Raw genomic sequence first — 16682 nt, forward strand, 5'->3', positions numbered from 1 at the left:
CTCTATCGGGAAGCGACGCGCGCCGCCATTAGCCGAACGGCCTAGTGTTCAGGCCGGTTTTCGGCGGGCAGACTTTGCGCGGGAATGCGAGAAAACCTTGCGGAGGGCGAATGCAGAACGAATCAACGCTTACGGGAAGCGGATTTCTTGGGCGCGGCGCGGCGGAATTCCTCGAGCACGTCTTCGAACTCGGAAACGTCCTCGAAGCGTTTGTAGACGGAAGCGAACCGCACGTAGGCGATGGTGTCGAGCTGGCGCAGTTCGTTCATCACGAGTTCGCCCAGACGCTCGCTCTGCACTTCGCGCTCGCCGCTGCCGAGCAGCTGATATTCGATGCGCGCAACGGCTGCGTCGATGGCGTCGGCCGCGACCGGGCGCTTGCGCAGCGCGAGCTTCATGCTGGCGACGATCTTGCGCCGGTCGAACTCCGTGCGGCTGCCGTCTTTCTTGACGACGGACGGCAACGCAAGCTCCACGCGCTCGTACGTGGTGAAGCGCTTGTCGCACGCGGGACAGCGCCGCCGCCGCCGGATGGCCGCGCCGTCCTCCGACACGCGGGAATCGACGACCTGAGTGTCTTCGTGTCGGCAGAACGGGCAGCGCATCGCGGCGTGTCTCGGGACTGGGCTAAAGGATTAACGGTAGACCGGGAAACGCTTGGTCAGATCGGCCACTTGCGCGCGCACGCGCTCGATGGTCGCCTGGTCTTCCGGATTGTCCAGCACGTCCGCGATCAGGTTGCCGACGATTTCGGCTTCCTTCACGCCGAAACCGCGCGTGGTCATGGCGGGCGAACCGAGACGCACGCCGCTCGTGACGAAAGGCTTTTCCGGATCGTTCGGGATTGCGTTCTTGTTCACCGTGATGTGCGCGGCGCCGAGCGCGGCTTCCGCGGCCTTGCCCGTGATCTTCTTCGCGCGCAGGTCGACCAGCATCACGTGGCTTTCGGTGCGGCCCGACACGATACGCAGTCCGCGCTTGACGAGCGTCTCGGCCAGCACGCGAGCGTTGTCGATCACGGCTTGCTGATACGTCTTGAACTCGGGCGCGAGCGCTTCCTTGAACGCGACGGCCTTGGCAGCGATCACGTGCATCAGCGGGCCGCCCTGAATGCCGGGGAAGATGGCCGAATTAATCTGCTTCTCGAATTCCGCCTTCATCAGGATGACGCCGCCGCGCGGGCCGCGCAGGCTCTTGTGCGTGGTCGTCGTGACGAAGTCCGCGTGCGGCACCGGGTTCGGATAGAGGCCGGCGGCGACGAGACCGGCGTAGTGCGCCATGTCGACCATGAAGTAAGCGCCGACGCTCTTCGCGATCTTCGAGAGACGCTCGAAGTCGATGCGCAGCGCAAACGCCGACGCGCCCGCGACGATCAGCTTCGGCTTATGTTCCTTGGCGAGCGCCTCGGTCTTTTCGTAATCGATGTCTTCGGCTTCGTTCAGGCCGTAGCTCACGACGTTGAACCACTTGCCCGACATGTTCACCGGCGAGCCGTGCGTGAGGTGCCCGCCTTCGGCGAGGCTCATGCCCATGATCGTGTCGCCCGGCTTCAGGACGGCGAAGAACACGCCCTGGTTCGCCTGCGAGCCGGAGTTCGGCTGCACGTTCGCGGCTTCGGCGCCGAAGAGTTGCTTCACGCGGTCGATGGCGAGCTGCTCGACGATATCCACGTACTCGCAACCGCCGTAATAGCGCTTGCCCGGGTAGCCTTCCGCGTATTTGTTCGTGAGTTGCGAACCCTGCGCGGCCATGACGGCCGGGCTCGTGTAGTTTTCCGAGGCGATCAGCTCGATGTGCTCTTCCTGTCGGCGGTTTTCCTGCTCGATGGCCTTGAGCAATTCGGGATCGACTTTGGCAAGGGTACTTTCGGCTCTGTCGAACATACGTTTTCCGTGAGATCAAAACAGGTTGACCGGATCGCGCGGGCGCACGAAAGGCTGGACACCGATGAAGTCCAGACGCGGCGGATGAGGGAAGAATCCGGTTTCGCGGAACGGACAGCCACCGGCAACGCAGCGACGGCGCGCGGATCTCAGCTGCCCAGGCGAACGGCAAAACGACGCTCCGCGCTTCCTAGTGGGTCGTTCCACCTTGAATCCGAAGATTCTATCGCCAGTCACGCGGGGTTTGAGCGTTGTAGTTTAATGGGCGGCCGGGCTTTAGGCAACCGGGCTCCGGGCCCGTCCGCGGGCCTCTCCTGCGGTGCGTGGCTGCCCCCGGAAGCACGGTCGTTCGTGTGTGCGGTCGCTTGCCGCCTGGCATCAATGGAAGTACCCTTTGCGCCGTTGCCGGACGCGTGCCCGTGCGCCGCCCGGTTCGGCCTATCGCTTATCTCCAATCGGAGCTCGACCATGATCGTCTTCGTCACCGGCGCGTCAGCCGGCTTCGGCGCCGCCATCGCGCGCGCTTTCGTCAAGGGCGGCCATCGCGTCGTCGCGGCGGCGCGCCGCAAGGACCGCCTCGACGCGCTGTCGAAGGAACTCGGCGACGCGCTATTGCCCGTCGAAATCGACGTGCGCGACGAAAGCGCCGTGCGAAACGCGATCGCATCGCTGCCTGACGGCTTTGCGCAGATCGACGTGCTCGTGAACAACGCCGGCCTCGCGCTCGGTCTCGAGCCCGCGCAGCGCGCGAATTTCGACGACTGGAAGAACATGATCGACACGAACTGCGCCGGTCTCGTCGCCGTCACGCACGCCGTTCTGCCGGGCATGGTCGAGCGCAATCGCGGCCACGTGTTCAATCTCGGCTCGGTGGCGGGCACTTATCCTTATCCCGGCGGCAACGTCTACGGCGCGACCAAGGCGTTCGTGCGGCAGTTCAGCCTGAACCTGCGCGCCGATCTCGCTGGCACCGCTCTGCGCGTGACCGACATCGAGCCGGGCCTGTGCGGCGGAACCGAGTTTTCCAACGTGCGCTTCAAGGGCGACGACGAAAAAGCCGCGTCCGTCTACAAGGACGTGCAGCCGCTCACGGCCGAGGACATCGCGGACACGATCTACTGGATCGCCACGCGGCCGGCGCACGTGAACATCAACACGATCGAACTGATGCCGGTCGCGCAGACGTTCGGACCGTTGCAAATTCACCGCGGCTGAACGGCAAACTGACTGAGGATTTGGCGAGCACTTAGCGGGTTCCGGTAAAATGCCGCGGATGAATATCTGTCAAAAAGCGAGCCGCAGCGGTCTGAGAAGGCCCGGCGCAAGCGGAGCGGCGCGCAGGTGAGCAATCCGTCCGTTTTCGAGTGGCCGATTCGCGTGTACTACGAGGACACCGACGCCGGCGGCATCGTTTTCTACGCGAATTACCTGAAGTTCTTCGAGCGTGCGCGTACCGAATGGCTGCGCGCGTGCGGCATCGACCAGCAGCGCCTCGCGGAATCGGACGGCATCGTGTTCGTCGTGAAAAGGACGTCCGTCGAATATTCAGCGCCCGCGCGCCTCGACGACGTGATCCGCGTCGTGAGCCGTATCGAGCGGCTCGGGCGCGCGTCGGTGGACTTCCATCAGGAAGCGTGGCGCGACGGCGTGCTGCTCGCGAGCGGCGAGATTCGCGTGGCGTCGGTGGATCGCGCATCCATTCGGCCCGCCGGCATTCCGGCAGCCGTTCTCGACGGACTCCGACGCGGCCCTCCTGCGGCGCAGTCAGCCGATGCACTCTTTGCGCCGCATGGCGGACCCAGCCGTGGTTAGCAGAGCAAGACAATCGAGAAAGAACCGGCTTCAGGCGCGGCTTTCGTTCCGTTCACATTTCATTCACGAAAGCCTGACGCTCCCGACCGGACGCCGTTTTCCGGGAAGTAACAGCGGACCTTTATGAACAATACACAAGACCTGTCGATCGTATCTCTCGTCGTCCATGCCAGCGTGCTCGCGCAGGCCGTGATGGCGCTCTTGCTGGTTCTGTCGCTTCTGTCGTGGACCTTCATCTTCCGCAAGTGGTTCGCCATTCGCCGCGCGCGTGCGCAGACGGAGCGCTTCGAACGCGATTTCTGGTCGGGCGGCGACCTGCAGGCGCTGTATCAGAGCGCGGCGAACAACCGTCACACCATCGGCGCGCTCGAGCGTATCTTCGAGTCGGGCATGCGTGAATTCCTGAAGGGCAAGGAGCGCCGCATCACCGATCCGAGCGCGATTCTCGACGGCTCGCGACGTGCGATGCGCGCCGCGTTCCAGCGTGAGATGGACGTGCTCGAAGCGAACCTCGCGTTTCTCGCGTCGGTCGGCTCCGTGAGTCCGTATATCGGCTTGTTCGGCACGGTCTGGGGCATCATGAATTCCTTCCGCGGTCTCGCCAACGTGCAACAGGCGACGCTCGCGAACGTCGCGCCGGGCATCGCCGAGGCGCTCGTCGCCACCGCGATCGGCCTGTTCGCCGCGATTCCCGCCGTGGTCGCGTACAACCGCTACGCGCACGACATCGACCGTCTGGCGATCCGCTTCGAGACCTTCATCGAAGAGTTCTCGAACATCTTGCAGCGTCAGGCGCACTAACAGGAGTCCGCGATGGCAGGCCCGATCCGTTCCAGCATGCGCGGCAGTTCGCGCCGCGCAATGGCCGACATCAACGTCGTGCCGTATATCGACGTGATGCTCGTGCTGCTCGTCATCTTCATGGTGACCGCGCCGCTCGTGTCGCCTTCGATCATCAACCTGCCGACCGTCGGCAACGCGCAGCCGCAGGAACAGCAGCCGCCGCTCGTCATCAACATCAAGGCGGACGGCAGCATGAACGTGCGCTACAAGGAAGAAGGCGGCGCGACGCAAGAGCAGAAAATGACGAAGGGCGATCTGAACGCATTCGTGCTCAATCGTCAGGAGTCGCACCCGGATCAGCCGGTCGTGATCGCGGCGGACAAAACGGTGAAGTATGAAGTCGTCATGGACGTGATGTCCGATATGAAAGCGCGCGGCGTGAAGCGCGTTGGATTGCTCGTCAAATCACAATGATCGATCGTCGCACCGGCCAGCCCCAGCAGGCGCGCGCGCGTTCCGCGCGGCCGATCCGTCCGCCGCGCGAGCGAGGCACGGGCAAGGCGTTCGCGCTCGCGGCCGTCATGCATTTGCTGCTCGGCTGGCTGCTCTATCACGGCATCAACTGGCAGAACAACACGCCGGCCGGCGCCGAAGCGGAAATCTGGACCGATATCCCCGACATGTCCGCGCCTACGCCGCGCCCCGCTCCTCCGCCGCCCGCGCCCGCAAAGGCGCAGCCCGCGCCGCCGCCCGCGCGAGACGAGCAGGCGGACATCGCGTTGCAGGAGAAGAAGCGCAAGCAGCAGGAAACCGCCGCGCGCGAGGCGCAGCTTGCCGAGCAGCGTCGCGAGCAGCAGCAGGCGCAGCAAGAAGCCGAGGCGAAACGCCAGCAGCAACTCGCCGCGCAAGCAGCCGCAGCCGCCGCGGCGCAGAAGGCGATGCAGGACAAGCAGAAGCAGATCGAAAAGCAGCGTCAGGCCGAACTGCAAAAGCAGCAACAGCAAGCCAAGGCGCAGCAGGAGAAGGAACGCCAGCAACAAGCCGAGGCGCAGAAGGCGGAACAGCTCAAGGCCGAGCAACAGCAGGCGCAGAAGGAAGCCCGCGCGAAGGCCGACGCCGAAGCGAAAGCCAAGGCGCAGGCAAAAGCGAAGGCCGACGCGGAAGCGAAGGCGAAGGTCGACGCCGAGCGCCGTGCGCGGCTCGCCGCGCTGCAAGGCCAGTTGGGCGGCGGCACGAGTTCGAGCGGCGAAGGGCTCGCGAAGAGCGGCACGGGCCGGGGCGCGGGCGGCAACGCGACATCGCCGGGTTATGCCGAGAAGGTGCAGCGGCGCGTGCGGCCGAACATCGTGTGGGCGGGTGAAACCGCAGGACTCGAAACCGTCGTGTCGGTCCGTTGTTCGCCGTCGGGCACGCTGCTCTCGGCAAGCATCAGCCGGTCGAGCGGCAACGAGCAATGGGATCAGGCGGCGCTTCGCGCGGTGCAGCGTTCGGACCCGATGCCCGTCGATACCGACGGCAAGGCGCCCGATCATTTCACCATCACGCTGCGCCCGGCGGGAGGCTGATCCGGCCGGCTGACGGCCGCTGCCACGTGGGAACGAATCGTGCAACCGGGGGTCTGTTTCTGCATTCCCCAGACACTTGAAAACGCTTTTTTCGGAACCTAAACAGCATGAGTTTGATGACGAAGCTTGGCCTGAGAACGCTGGTCGCATCCTGCCTGATCGCAGCCGGCACCGCCGCACACGCCCAGTTGAACGTGCTCGTCACCGGCGTCGGTTCGACGCAGTTCCCGATCGCGACGGCCAATTTCGCCAACGAGGCGAGCTCGCCGCAACAGATCAGCGCGATCATTCGTCAGGACTTGCAGAGGAGCGGCAAGTTCACGAACATCGACGCGGGCAGCACGCCGGTTTCGGAAACCGAATCGGTCGATCTCGGCGCGTGGAAGGCCAAGGGCGCGGACGCGTTCGTGTCGGGCAGCGTCACGCGCCTGTCGAACGGCCAGTACGAAGTGCGCTTTCGCCTCTATGACACGGTGAAGCAGCAGAATCTCGGCGGCCTGTCGCTCGTCAGCGCGGAAAGCGGCCTGCGCATGAGCGCGCACAAGATTGCGGACTACATCTACGCCAAGCTGCTCGGCGGCCGGGGCGTGTTCGCCACGCGCCTGTCGTATGTCATTCAGACGGGCGGGCGCTATCAGTTGCAGATCTCGGATTCGGACGGCCAGGACGCGAAGATCGCCCTCTCCAGCCCGGAACCGATCATCTCGCCGGCGTGGTCGCCGGACGGCACGAAGGTCGCCTACGTGTCCTTCGAGAAGAAGAAGCCCGTCGTCTACGTTCACGACCTGCCGACGGGACGCCGTATCGTCGTGTCGAATCAGAAGGGCAACAACAGTGCGCCGGCGTGGTCGCCTGACGGCCGCAAGCTCGCGGTCGCGCTGTCGCGCACCGGCAATACGCAGATCTTCGAAGTCAACGCGGACGGCACCGGCCTGCGCCGTCTGACACAAGGCAGTTCCATCGATACCGAGCCGGCCTACTCGCCCGATGGCAACTCCATCTATTTCACGAGCGATCGCGGCGGCCAACCGCAGATCTACAGAATGCCGGCGGCGGGGGAATCTGCCGGCGCGGCCCAGCGGGTCACGTTCACGGGCAGCTACAACACGAGCCCGCGCGTGAGTCCGGACGGCAAGCAACTCGCGTACATTTCGCGCACCGGCGGCGGCTTCAAGCTGTATTTGCAGGACCTCGCGTCCGGCACGGCAACGGGGCTGACCGACACGACGCATGACGAATCGCCGAGCTTCGCGGCGAATGGTCAGTACATCCTCTACGCCACCCAAGTGAACGGACGTGGCGTGTTGGCAGCCGTATCGACCGATGGTCGCACGCGGCAAGTCTTGTCCGTACAGGGCGGCGCAGTGCGCGAGCCGTCCTGGGGTCCGTTCATGCAATAAGTCCAGCAATACGTTTCACCTACAACGTTCAGCTACAACACAAGGAGAGGTACCATGATGTCGAAACTCCGTATCGGCCTGGCAGTTGCAATGGTCGGCGCATTGGCCGCGTGTCATTCGGGCGTGAAGCTCGATGAAGGCGCAAACAAGGGTGCAGTGAGCACGCAGCCCAACCCGACGGACGTGAAGCAAGTCAACATCGACCCGCTGAACGATCCGAACAGCCCGCTCGCCAAGCGCAGCATCTATTTCGACTTCGACAGCTATGCCGTGAAGGACGACTATCAGCCGCTGCTGCAACAACATTCGTCGTATCTGAAGAGCCATCCGGAGCGTCACGTCCTGATTCAGGGCAACACCGACGAACGCGGCACGAGCGAGTACAACCTCGCGCTCGGCCAGAAGCGCGCGGAAGCGGTGCGTCGCGCGATGTCGCTGATGGGCGTGGCCGATTCGCAGATGGAAGCCGTGAGCCTCGGCAAGGAAAAGCCGATGGCGACGGGTCACGACGAATCGTCGTACGCGCAGAACCGCCGCGCGGATCTCGTGTACCAGCAGTAATCGAACTAACGTAACCAGTCACGGGTGAGTCGCCCTATGTTGTATCGCTTTCCCTTGCTGCGCGCTGCCGCAGCCGCGTGTCTAGCCGGTTCGGCAATGCTCGGCGTGCCCGCGCACGCCGGCGTCTTCGACGACAACGAAGCGCGCAAAGCCGTGCTCGATCTGCGCACCAAGACCGATGGCCTCACCAATCAGTTGCAGGCTGCGCAGCGCACGATCCTCGATCAGCAGAACCGCCTCGACCAGCTGAATCAGCAGCTCGCGACGGTTCGCGGCCAGAACGAGGACCTGGCGAACCAGGTGGCCACGCTGCAAAAGCAGCAGAAGGACTATTACGCCGATCTCGATACGCGCTTGAAGAAGTTCGAGCCGCAGCAGCAAACCATCGACGGCGTGACGGGTTCGGTGCAGCCTGGCGAGACGGAAGCGTTCAACGCAGCGTCGACGGAGTTCCGTAACGGTGACTACAAGGGTGCCGCGGCGTCGTTCAAGGCGTTCGTCGCGAAGTATCCGCAAAGCCCGTATCAGCCGACCGCGCAGTACTGGCTCGGCAACGCGTTGTATGCGCAGCGCGACTACAAGGGCTCGACGGCGATCTGGCAGAATCTGGTGAAGACGTACCCCACGCATCCGCGAGCGCCCGAAGCGTTGCTCGCAATCGCGAATAACCAGATCGAGCAGGGGCAGAAATCGGCTGCGAAGCAGACGCTCCAACAGATCATCTCGCAGTATTCGGGCACTGAAGTCGCGCAGACGGCGCAAAGCAAGATGTCGCAGGTGAAGTAAGCGGAGCATCGGGGTTCTCCGGTTCCGCGCCTCTCGTTGAAGAACGCTCGCGGGCACGCATGCCGCGGGCGTTTTTCTTGAGCGAGTGACAGCGATATACGGTTGACAGTCTTCGAGATCGCCGCTTATAATTTTGCCTCTTTCGGGTCGTTAGCTCAGCTGGTAGAGCAGCGGACTTTTAATCCGTTGGTCGCAGGTTCGAATCCCGCACGGCCTACCAAAGATCAAGAAGGGCCTGCCGTCTCGGCAGGCCCTTTTTCTTTTCTTGATGCCGCCAAACACACGTCCTTGCCGACACGCCGCCGAGTCCGCGAACTCATTCACCGCATATTCCACACGCGACAGCCACAGCAGCAATAAGCTCGGCGCATCGAGTCGGAAACCGACTGCGGAGCCAGCATCTACCGCGTACCAACTCTCACGTTCGAGATTCGGTTCCGACATCGGAAAACACAGTTAACGGCGAGCTTCGCCGCCGTTCATCGACAGAACAAGGCCAGCCGGCATCACAGATGCATTCAGCTTTCGCTTCGACGCATCGACTATGGCGGCTGTCCCGTATTGCCCTGCGCGGATCTCACTGACAAGGACAACACCCGATGTCAAGCCGAAGGTAAGTCTTTGCTATGCTCGCGATACGATTGGAGAGGAGACATCGCCAACTTTCGGAGTTGACATGCCCGAGGGAGTTGCGACACGGAATGTTGAACCGCCTCGCTCCGCGCAGTTGCATCGCTGGAGCCTTTGTTGGTTGGGCTTGATTCTTTGCTTCGTCTCCATCGCCGTCGATGCTGGCGAGCCGTGGCGAGTCGTCATTCTTCCGGGCGCGGATCCTACGCAGCCAGCGGTAGCCATCCAAATCCGAGCGCTGCGTAGCGCGCTGAGCGCAGCCGCACCGGATCGCGTCGAGTTCTACACCGATTCTCTCGATGAATTGCGATTCGACAGTAGCGACTTGACTCCCCAATTCCTCGCGCTCCTCAAAAAGAAGTACGAGAACAAACCAATCGATCTGGTCATTGGCATCGCCGACTTCGCACTCGACTTCACCACGCGATACCACAAGGATATCTGGCCCAACGCATCCATCCTGATCACAAGCATCGACGAAAGCCGTGTCGCGCGAATACCTCCCGACTTCGCTTATATCGCCTGGCATTTCGACGCCGACAATACGATTGCTCTGGCCGAAGCGATCCAGCCGCAAGCGAGGCAACTCGTGATCGTGGCAGGAAACAGCAATTTCGACGATTTCACTGCGCGCCTCGCCGAACAGGCGGCTCGCTCCCGCCGATCGCGAAAATGGGACGTCGACGTTTGGAGCGGACTCACACTAAACGAATTGCAAGGCCGCCTGAATAAACTCGACGCGTCCGCCGTAGCGGTCATCTACACGACGATGTATCGCGACCGTGAAGGCCGAACCTTCTTCCCGTTCGAAGTCGTCGCTCCGATCGCGCAGGCGTCGCGGGCCCCGATCTACGGCTGGTATCCGACCTACCTCGGTCAAGGCTTGTTTGGCGGCGCGGTGATCAGCTACGAGGATAACGGACGCCGCGCCGGCGGCCTCGCCGCGTCCATCTTGCTGGGCAAGGTACCGACTCGCGGCGCGACTTTGCCCATCATGCGTTCACGTTGCATCGTCGACAGAACTCAGGCTGACAGGTTGGCAATCCCCTCTTCCTTGATCCCGGACGACTGCGAGCAGGTCAATGCGCCCCCATCGCTCTGGAATCAGTATCGAGGCACCGTTCTCTCGGTGGCAGCCGTGGTGGCGCTGCAAGCGTTGACCATCGCCGCCCTGCTCTGGCAGCATCGCAAGCGAAGAGTTGCGGAAGAAGCCGCAACGGTACGTGCGAACGAACTCGCCCGAGCCGCGCGCATCTCGTCTGCCGGAGAGCTGAGCGCGTCGATTGCGCACGAAGTCGGTCAGCCGTTGGGCGCCATTCTTAGCAACGCCGACGCGGCAGGGCTGATCCTGGAGCATCGCGAGCCCGAAGTGCCCGAGCTCCAGCAGATTCTCGCCGACGTGCGCCGCGATGCAACGCGCGCCAGCCAGGTTGTACAGCGCTTGCGCGATTTGCTGCGAAAACAACCCGTGGAGTTCGTCGAGCTCGACTTGAATGCGACCGTCGAGGAAACACTCACCTTGTTGGTCCCCGAGGCTCGGCGGCGCCGTATTTCGATCGAGTCGCAACTCAGCGCGGCTTGTCCTCACATCGTGGGCGACCGAATTCAGCTTCAACAGGTTCTTCTGAATCTATCAGTCAATGCGATGGACGCAATGCAGGAGACGGAACACGCCGAGCGCCTTCTCACGATACTGACGCGGCCCGATAAGCTCGGCGTCGAATTGACCGTCACAGACCGCGGTCACGGCATCCCCGAAGCAGTGCGATCGAAGCTCTTCGACTCTTTTTTCACCACCAAGGCCCATGGCATGGGCCTTGGGCTTTCGATTGCGCGGACGATCGTCGAGCTTCATGGCGGCACCATCGCATCTCGCTCCAGAGATGGGGGCGGCAGTGCATTCGTGGTATGGCTTCCCTCTGCGGCGCGAAGCCGATTCCGCGCGCCGCACTAGCCTCTTCACAAGCCAGCGCGCGAACGTGACCAAAGACATCATGGTCGAAAGCGGACATCAAGGCTCCGCGATGGTGAACCAGAAGTCGAATTTGTCGAAGTTTGCCAGCATGTCCTTGAACTTCGCCGAGTCGCCATCGATCCTGACCTGACCGCTCTCAGCGAGATTGCCAAGCCTGATCTTTCCGAGGGCAATGTCATCAAGCGTAGTGCGATTCAACGTGACGGTGCCATCCACCTTGTCGAGCTGTTTGTTCTTTCGGTAGTTCATCACCCCATTCTTCAGCGTCAACACATACTGCTCTTTCGTGTCCGGAAAATTCAGGTTGTAGACGTATGACTTGTCGCCCGCTCTGGGTCCGTCCAGGTGAATGGCGAGGAAGTCGAGAAACATGTCGGTCGTCATACCGCGAATGATGTCGGGCGAACTCGTGTTGGGCGTCGCCGCCTTTTGTACACCCCCGCGCAACTCCTGCGCGCCCGATAGATAAAAGTTGCGCGCCGGCCCCGACTCGGCCTGATACCCGAGTTGTTCGAGCGCGTCCGCTTCGACGTTGCGCGCCTTGCGGTTCTTCGGGTCGGCGAAAACCACTTTGTTAGCGACCGTCGCAGCCCAGCGGTAATCTCCCTGTCTGTAGGCGGCCTGTGCGGTTTCGATCATCTTGTCGGCCCCAACCATCGCGACGTACTTCTTGGCCTCTTCCGCCGGCGGATAGGGGTTGAAGTTCGCCGGATTGCCGTCCCAGAAACCGAGGTAAAGCTGATACGTTGCGCGAACGTTGTGTTTGAGATCGCCGTAATAACCACGGTTATAGAACTCCTTCGCAAGGCTGTCGGGGAGCTTGAACTGCTCGGCGATCTCGTTCATCGTCAGGCCCTGGTTCGCCATGCGCAGCACCTGGTCGTTGATGTACTTGTACAGATCGCGCTGCTTCTCGAGGTGTTCGACGACGCGCTGATTGCCCCACTGCGGCCAATGATGGCTACCGAACGACACCACGGCCTCACTGCCCCACATGTCGATGGTTTCATCGAGCGTGCTCGTCCATTTCTGCGCGCTGCGCACTTTCGCGCCGCGCAGCGTGAGCAGGTTATGCAGCGTGTGATTCGCGTCCTCCGCGAGGTCGATAGCCTTGAACTGCGGGAAGTAGAAGAGCATCTCCGCGGGCGCCTCGGTGCCGGGCGCCATCTGGAAAACCACGTCGATGCCGTCGATCGTCATTTTCTCGCCGGTTTTCCCAATGATCTTGTTGGGCGCGAACAGCGTGATCGTGCCCGCCGCCGTCGTGAGTCCGAGGCCGCCGCCGACGGTGCCTTCGGGATTCTTCGGCAGCAAGTTGCCGTACATGTATGATGCGCGCCGGCTCATCACATTGCCGGCGAAGACGTTCTCGCTGACGGCTTCCTCCATGAACCCTTCCGGAGCGACGACCGGGATCTTGCCCGAGCGGGCGTCCGCTTCGTCGACGACTGCGCGAATGCCGGCGAAGTGATCGACGTGCGAGTGCGTGAAGATCACCCCACTCACGGGCAAGCGCTCGACCTTGTCGTTGACCAGATCGAGCGCTGCTTTCGCGGTCTCGGTGGACGTCAGCGGATCGATGACCACCCAGCCCGTCTTTCCGCGAATGAAGGTCATGTTGGCGAGGTCGATGTTGCGCACCTGATAGATGCCATCGACCACCTTGAACAGTCCGCGCGTGGACAGTAGCTCCGATTGCCGCCATAGGCTGGGATTCACGGTGGCCGGCGCGGGGCCGCTCCCGTGCAGAAAATCGTACTGCGAAAGATCGATGACGGTGTTGCCAGCGGTGCCCTTGATCACTGCACTTGGCAGATCGGCTATGAACCCCCGGCGCACGTCTTCGAAATCCTGCGTGTTCGAGAACGGCAGATAGTCCGCGACCGCCTGGTTAGCCTTGCGTGTGGCGTCAGTCGCCGGGTTCGGCGCGGCGCTGGTTACGGTCACAGCGGCATCGAAAGCCATGATGGCAAGTGCGGCCAGCCCGACAAATTTCATGGACATGTCCTACCCCAGTTGGAAAGAACGACATTGAAGATCATTCACGCCAGCGGCGGCGTGCGCCATAGGGACATGGGGCAACGGCTGTTGCCCCTTGGGGCAATGGGTCCGCGGCTAAACCGGAATTGCCCCCGTGGGCAATTGCGTTGCCCGTCGCCCTAATGGCGCGACGGGTCATCCGGTGCCACATTTCCAGGACAAACGTTCTTCGAGGTCGGAGATGCGTGCGTCGGACGGGCATGCGCCGTAGGCGTCGTTCATCGCGGGATACGATGCAGCCTTTCAGCCACAGCGAGGATCCGTCCGATACCCATCCTCGTCATCCGCTTTTACGTTCCGGCGATCATTGGCACAATCCGAAGGCCGCTTCTTTGAGCACTGACTGCCACGGACCGGAAGGAGACGAATGTGCCAAAACTCGTTAGCCATCCAATCGTTTTTCTCCTGCTCGCGTTGTTCCTGATGTCAATCGCCGCCTACCTCGGCTCGGTATTGCGCCGAGCGCGACCAATGGCCGACGACATGCGTGAGGACTTCGGCGTGGTGCAGTCGGCGGCGCTAACCCTTCTTGCACTGGTCATCGGCTTCAGTCTTTCCATGGCGGTGGGCCGCTACGACCAGCGCAAGAACCTCGAGGAAGAGGAAGCGAATGCCATCGGAACCGAGCTGCTGCGTGCGGAACTGCTACCGGCAGCCCAGGCTTCGGAGATCCGTACGCTCCTGCACCAGTACGTCGCTCAGCGAATCAGGTTCTATCAAACCGGTGACGACGATGAACTGGAGCAAATCAACACGGCGACGGCTGAACTGCAATCGAGGCTCTGGACGGCCGCGCGCTCCGGCGCGAACGCGCAACCCAGTCCGCTCTCCGCACTGGCGATCGGAGGCATGAACGACGTCATCAATACGCAGGGCTATACACAAGCTGCCTGGTGGAACCATATCCCGGCCTCGGCATGGGCGCTCATGGTCATCATCGGTTTCTTCTGCAACGTCCTGATCGGTTACGGAACCCGAAGTTCGAGACCGGCGAGACGCCTTCTCATGATCATGCCGTTGATAGTTTCGATCTCGTTCACACTCATCGCGGACATTGATAGCCCGCGAAACGGGCTCATCCGGGTAAAACCGCAAAACCTCATGGCGACGGCGGCTTCGATGCCCAGCCAGTAGCGCGGCCGCAAACGCGTACAGCTTCGCCCAAGTTGTGATATCCGTTGATGAGGCGTAGCAGCTAACGCCCGTGGAGCGAAAGCGCGATCTACGCGTACGTGGCACCAATAGGGCGACAAACCGAGGACGCGAGAGTTGATCGATCATGCCGAAGCGGTCGTCCACATCGTGGATGACGACGAATCCATGCGCACTGCCCTGTCGCGGCTCTTGAGGAATGCTGGCTATGCAGTGCAAGCCTACGCGAGCGCCGGCGATTTCCTCGTGGCAGACACGAACTCGCTCCCGGGCTGCCTACTCTTGGACTTGGAGCTTCCGGGTCCCAGCGGCCTGCAACTGCAACACGCGCTGCAACGCCGGGAGCACGCGATTCCGATTGTTTTCATCAGCGCCTATCAAGATATCCCGAAGACAGTTCTTGCGATAAAAGCGGGGGCCAGCGACTTTCTCTTGAAGCCCATCGCTTCGCAAGCCTTGCTCGCAGCGATCGAAAGCGCACTCGCCGCAACTGAGCGCACTGCCGTGAGCCCTGCATCACCGCTGGCGGATAAGGTTGTGCTGAGCGAGCGCGAGCACGTCGTGCTTTGCGGCATCATCGCGGGCAAATTGAACAAGCAGATCGCCGCGGAACTCGATCTAGGCGAACGAACAATCAAGTCCTGCCGAGCCGAACTGATGCGCAAGTTCGAGGCACATTCACTTGCAGAACTCATTCGTCGGGCGGAACCACTCACCCGCGCGTCGAATGCACAGGTGAACAAGCGTTGCCCTTGAGGGCAATTGCGTTGCCCCTCATCCCGATAGGCAGCTTGCTCTTGCGGCACCACACTCGATGTATCTCCCCGTGGCTGGCCATGAGCGATAGCAAAAAGACGATCGTCATTGTCGAAGACGATGACGGCATGCGGCGTGCGCTACAACGCCTGCTAAGACTGGCGGGATATGACGCGCTTGCTTACGAAAGTGCTGAAGCGCTCGCGTCGGCAGGCGGCATAGAGAACGTCTGGTGTCTTGTCCTGGACGTTCAGCTTCCTGGAGCGTCGGGACCCGCTCTATACGCACAACTCGGCCAACCGCGTCCTCCGGCCGTCTTCATCACGTCGCACGACAACGAGACGACCCGCCTCGCGGTAGCGAATGCCGGCGGTATGCACTGTCTGGTCAAGCCCTTCGCGGGCACCGACTTGCTGGGCATATTAGCGGCGTTGGAGATGCAGTGACCGGAACCTCGCGCTCCAACCACGCGCGGCGTCAAACTCAAAGAGCCATACGCGGCGCAGCATGACGGACGCTCAATTGCCAATCAATGACCGCGTGGCGCCGCTTAACGCTACACCGCGCTCACCCCGCCATCCACGGCCAGCACCTGCCCGGTTATGTGCTTGCTAGCATCGCTCGCAAAGAGCACAGCCGCGCCCTTCAGGTCTTCGTCGTCGCCGAGACGATGAAGCGGAATGCTCTCGCACATGCGCTCGACGCCCATCCGGTCGAGCGAACCTTGCGTCATCTTCGACGGAAAGAAGCCGGGCGCAAGCGCGTTCACCGTGATGCCGTGCTCGCCCCACTCGCCCGCGAGCGTTCGCGTGAAGTTCACGACCGCGCCTTTCGACGTGTTGTACGCGATCGTCTCCATCGTGCCCGGCGCGTTGCCCGCGAGCCCCGAGATCGACGCCACGTTGATGACGCGTCCATAGCGGCGCGGAATCATGGACAGCTTGCCGATGCGCTGCGTCAGCAGGAACAGCCCGCGAACGTTCAGATTCATCACCTTGTCCCACGCCGAGAGCGGATGGTCTTCCGCGGGCGCGCCCCACGTCGCGCCCGCGTTGTTCACCAGAATGTCGACGTGGCCGAGCGTGGCGAGCGCTTCGTCGGCGAGGCGGGCGATGTCGTCCTCCCGCGCGCCGTCCGCCGCGATCCAGCCCGCATCGACGCCGCGCGAGCGCAGATGCTTCGCGGCGGCATCGAGTTCATCCGCCTTGCGCGCGGACAGCACGATGCGCGCGCCCTGCTCGCCCAATGCCTCGGCAATCTGCAAGCCGAGGCCGCGTGAGCCGCCCGTAACCAGCGCGGTCTTGTCTCGCAGGTCGAAGAGCTGTTGTGCGGTGCGCAT

The 16682-nt window shown here is 62.4% G+C and carries 16 protein-coding genes, 1 tRNA gene and 1 riboswitch; of the genes, 13 read left to right on the plus strand and 4 right to left on the minus strand.

All coding sequences use genetic code 11. From position 1 onward, the window contains the following. Positions 1-122: 122 nt before the first annotated feature. Positions 123-605 carry a transcriptional regulator NrdR gene (gene nrdR / locus NCR35_RS12600; protein WP_175944931.1) on the minus strand — a complete coding sequence of 161 codons (483 nt, stop codon included), beginning with the start codon at positions 603-605 and terminating at the stop codon, positions 123-125. 30 nt (positions 606-635) lie between these two features. Further along, the gene (glyA, locus tag NCR35_RS12605; RefSeq protein WP_175944933.1) at positions 636-1883 is read right to left on the minus strand and encodes a serine hydroxymethyltransferase; all 1248 of its coding nucleotides are present in this window, start codon (positions 1881-1883) and stop codon (positions 636-638) included. A gap of 148 nt (positions 1884-2031) precedes the next feature. Then, positions 2032-2130, minus strand: a riboswitch (ZMP/ZTP riboswitch). A 221-nt stretch (positions 2131-2351) separates the two neighbouring features. On the opposite strand from glyA, the gene NCR35_RS12610 reads away from it, so the two are divergent. From NCR35_RS12610 to NCR35_RS12655, 10 genes are all read left to right on the plus strand, one after another. Next, the gene (locus NCR35_RS12610; protein WP_250534594.1) at positions 2352-3098 is read left to right on the plus strand and encodes an SDR family NAD(P)-dependent oxidoreductase; all 747 of its coding nucleotides are present in this window, start codon (positions 2352-2354) and stop codon (positions 3096-3098) included. 126 nt (positions 3099-3224) lie between these two features. Beyond that, positions 3225-3695 (plus strand): tol-pal system-associated acyl-CoA thioesterase, encoded by a 471-nt coding sequence (gene ybgC / locus NCR35_RS12615; protein WP_250534595.1) that lies wholly within the window; start codon positions 3225-3227, stop codon positions 3693-3695. A 123-nt stretch (positions 3696-3818) separates the two neighbouring features. Further along, positions 3819-4496: a protein TolQ gene (gene tolQ, locus NCR35_RS12620; RefSeq protein ID WP_175944939.1), complete on the plus strand. Its 678-nt coding sequence runs from the start codon at positions 3819-3821 to the stop codon at positions 4494-4496. Between the two features lie 12 nt (positions 4497-4508). After that, entirely contained in the window at positions 4509-4952 is a 444-nt protein-coding gene (tolR, locus tag NCR35_RS12625) for a protein TolR (RefSeq protein ID WP_175944941.1), read from the plus strand. Further along, positions 4949-6043, plus strand: coding sequence for a cell envelope integrity protein TolA (gene tolA / locus NCR35_RS12630; protein ID WP_250534596.1), 1095 nt, complete (start codon positions 4949-4951; stop codon positions 6041-6043). The genes tolR and tolA overlap by 4 nt, the downstream gene beginning before the upstream one ends. Before the next feature lie 107 nt (positions 6044-6150). Beyond that, entirely contained in the window at positions 6151-7443 is a 1293-nt protein-coding gene (gene tolB / locus NCR35_RS12635; RefSeq protein WP_250534597.1) for a Tol-Pal system beta propeller repeat protein TolB, read from the plus strand. Positions 7444-7497: 54 nt separating this feature from the next. Further along, positions 7498-8004 carry a peptidoglycan-associated lipoprotein Pal gene (pal, locus tag NCR35_RS12640; protein ID WP_244847193.1) on the plus strand — a complete coding sequence of 169 codons (507 nt, stop codon included), beginning with the start codon at positions 7498-7500 and terminating at the stop codon, positions 8002-8004. A 36-nt stretch (positions 8005-8040) separates the two neighbouring features. Beyond that, positions 8041-8790 carry a tol-pal system protein YbgF gene (gene ybgF / locus NCR35_RS12645; RefSeq protein ID WP_250534598.1) on the plus strand — a complete coding sequence of 250 codons (750 nt, stop codon included), beginning with the start codon at positions 8041-8043 and terminating at the stop codon, positions 8788-8790. 144 nt (positions 8791-8934) lie between these two features. Further along, positions 8935-9010: transfer RNA gene (locus tag NCR35_RS12650), tRNA-Lys, on the plus strand. Positions 9011-9541: 531 nt separating this feature from the next. Next, positions 9542-11374: a sensor histidine kinase gene (locus NCR35_RS12655; protein WP_250534599.1), complete on the plus strand. Its 1833-nt coding sequence runs from the start codon at positions 9542-9544 to the stop codon at positions 11372-11374. 57 nt (positions 11375-11431) lie between these two features. Here the strand turns inward: NCR35_RS12655 and NCR35_RS12660 are convergent, their stop codons facing one another. Beyond that, complete coding sequence (locus NCR35_RS12660) at positions 11432-13393, minus strand: alkyl/aryl-sulfatase (RefSeq protein ID WP_250534600.1); 1962 nt, start codon at positions 13391-13393, stop codon at positions 11432-11434. 411 nt (positions 13394-13804) lie between these two features. Here NCR35_RS12660 and NCR35_RS12665 point away from each other — a divergent pair, with 411 nt between their 5' ends. The 3 genes from NCR35_RS12665 to NCR35_RS12675 all read left to right on the plus strand — a co-directional run bounded on the left by NCR35_RS12665 (position 13805) and on the right by NCR35_RS12675 (position 15789). Continuing rightward, a complete protein-coding gene (locus NCR35_RS12665; RefSeq protein ID WP_250534601.1) occupies positions 13805-14569 on the plus strand; it encodes a bestrophin-like domain in 765 nt (254 codons plus the stop codon). Positions 14570-14704: 135 nt separating this feature from the next. After that, positions 14705-15343 (plus strand): response regulator transcription factor, encoded by a 639-nt coding sequence (locus NCR35_RS12670; protein ID WP_250534602.1) that lies wholly within the window; start codon positions 14705-14707, stop codon positions 15341-15343. Positions 15344-15423: 80 nt separating this feature from the next. Next, the gene (locus NCR35_RS12675) at positions 15424-15789 is read left to right on the plus strand and encodes a response regulator (protein WP_250534603.1); all 366 of its coding nucleotides are present in this window, start codon (positions 15424-15426) and stop codon (positions 15787-15789) included. Between the two features lie 110 nt (positions 15790-15899). On the opposite strand, the gene NCR35_RS12680 is transcribed toward NCR35_RS12675, so the two are convergent. Beyond that, positions 15900-16682, minus strand: coding sequence for an SDR family oxidoreductase (locus NCR35_RS12680; RefSeq protein WP_250534604.1), 783 nt, complete (start codon positions 16680-16682; stop codon positions 15900-15902).

The sequence above is a fragment of the Caballeronia sp. AZ10_KS36 genome, from assembly GCF_023631105.1.
Lineage (GTDB): Bacteria > Pseudomonadota > Gammaproteobacteria > Burkholderiales > Burkholderiaceae > Caballeronia.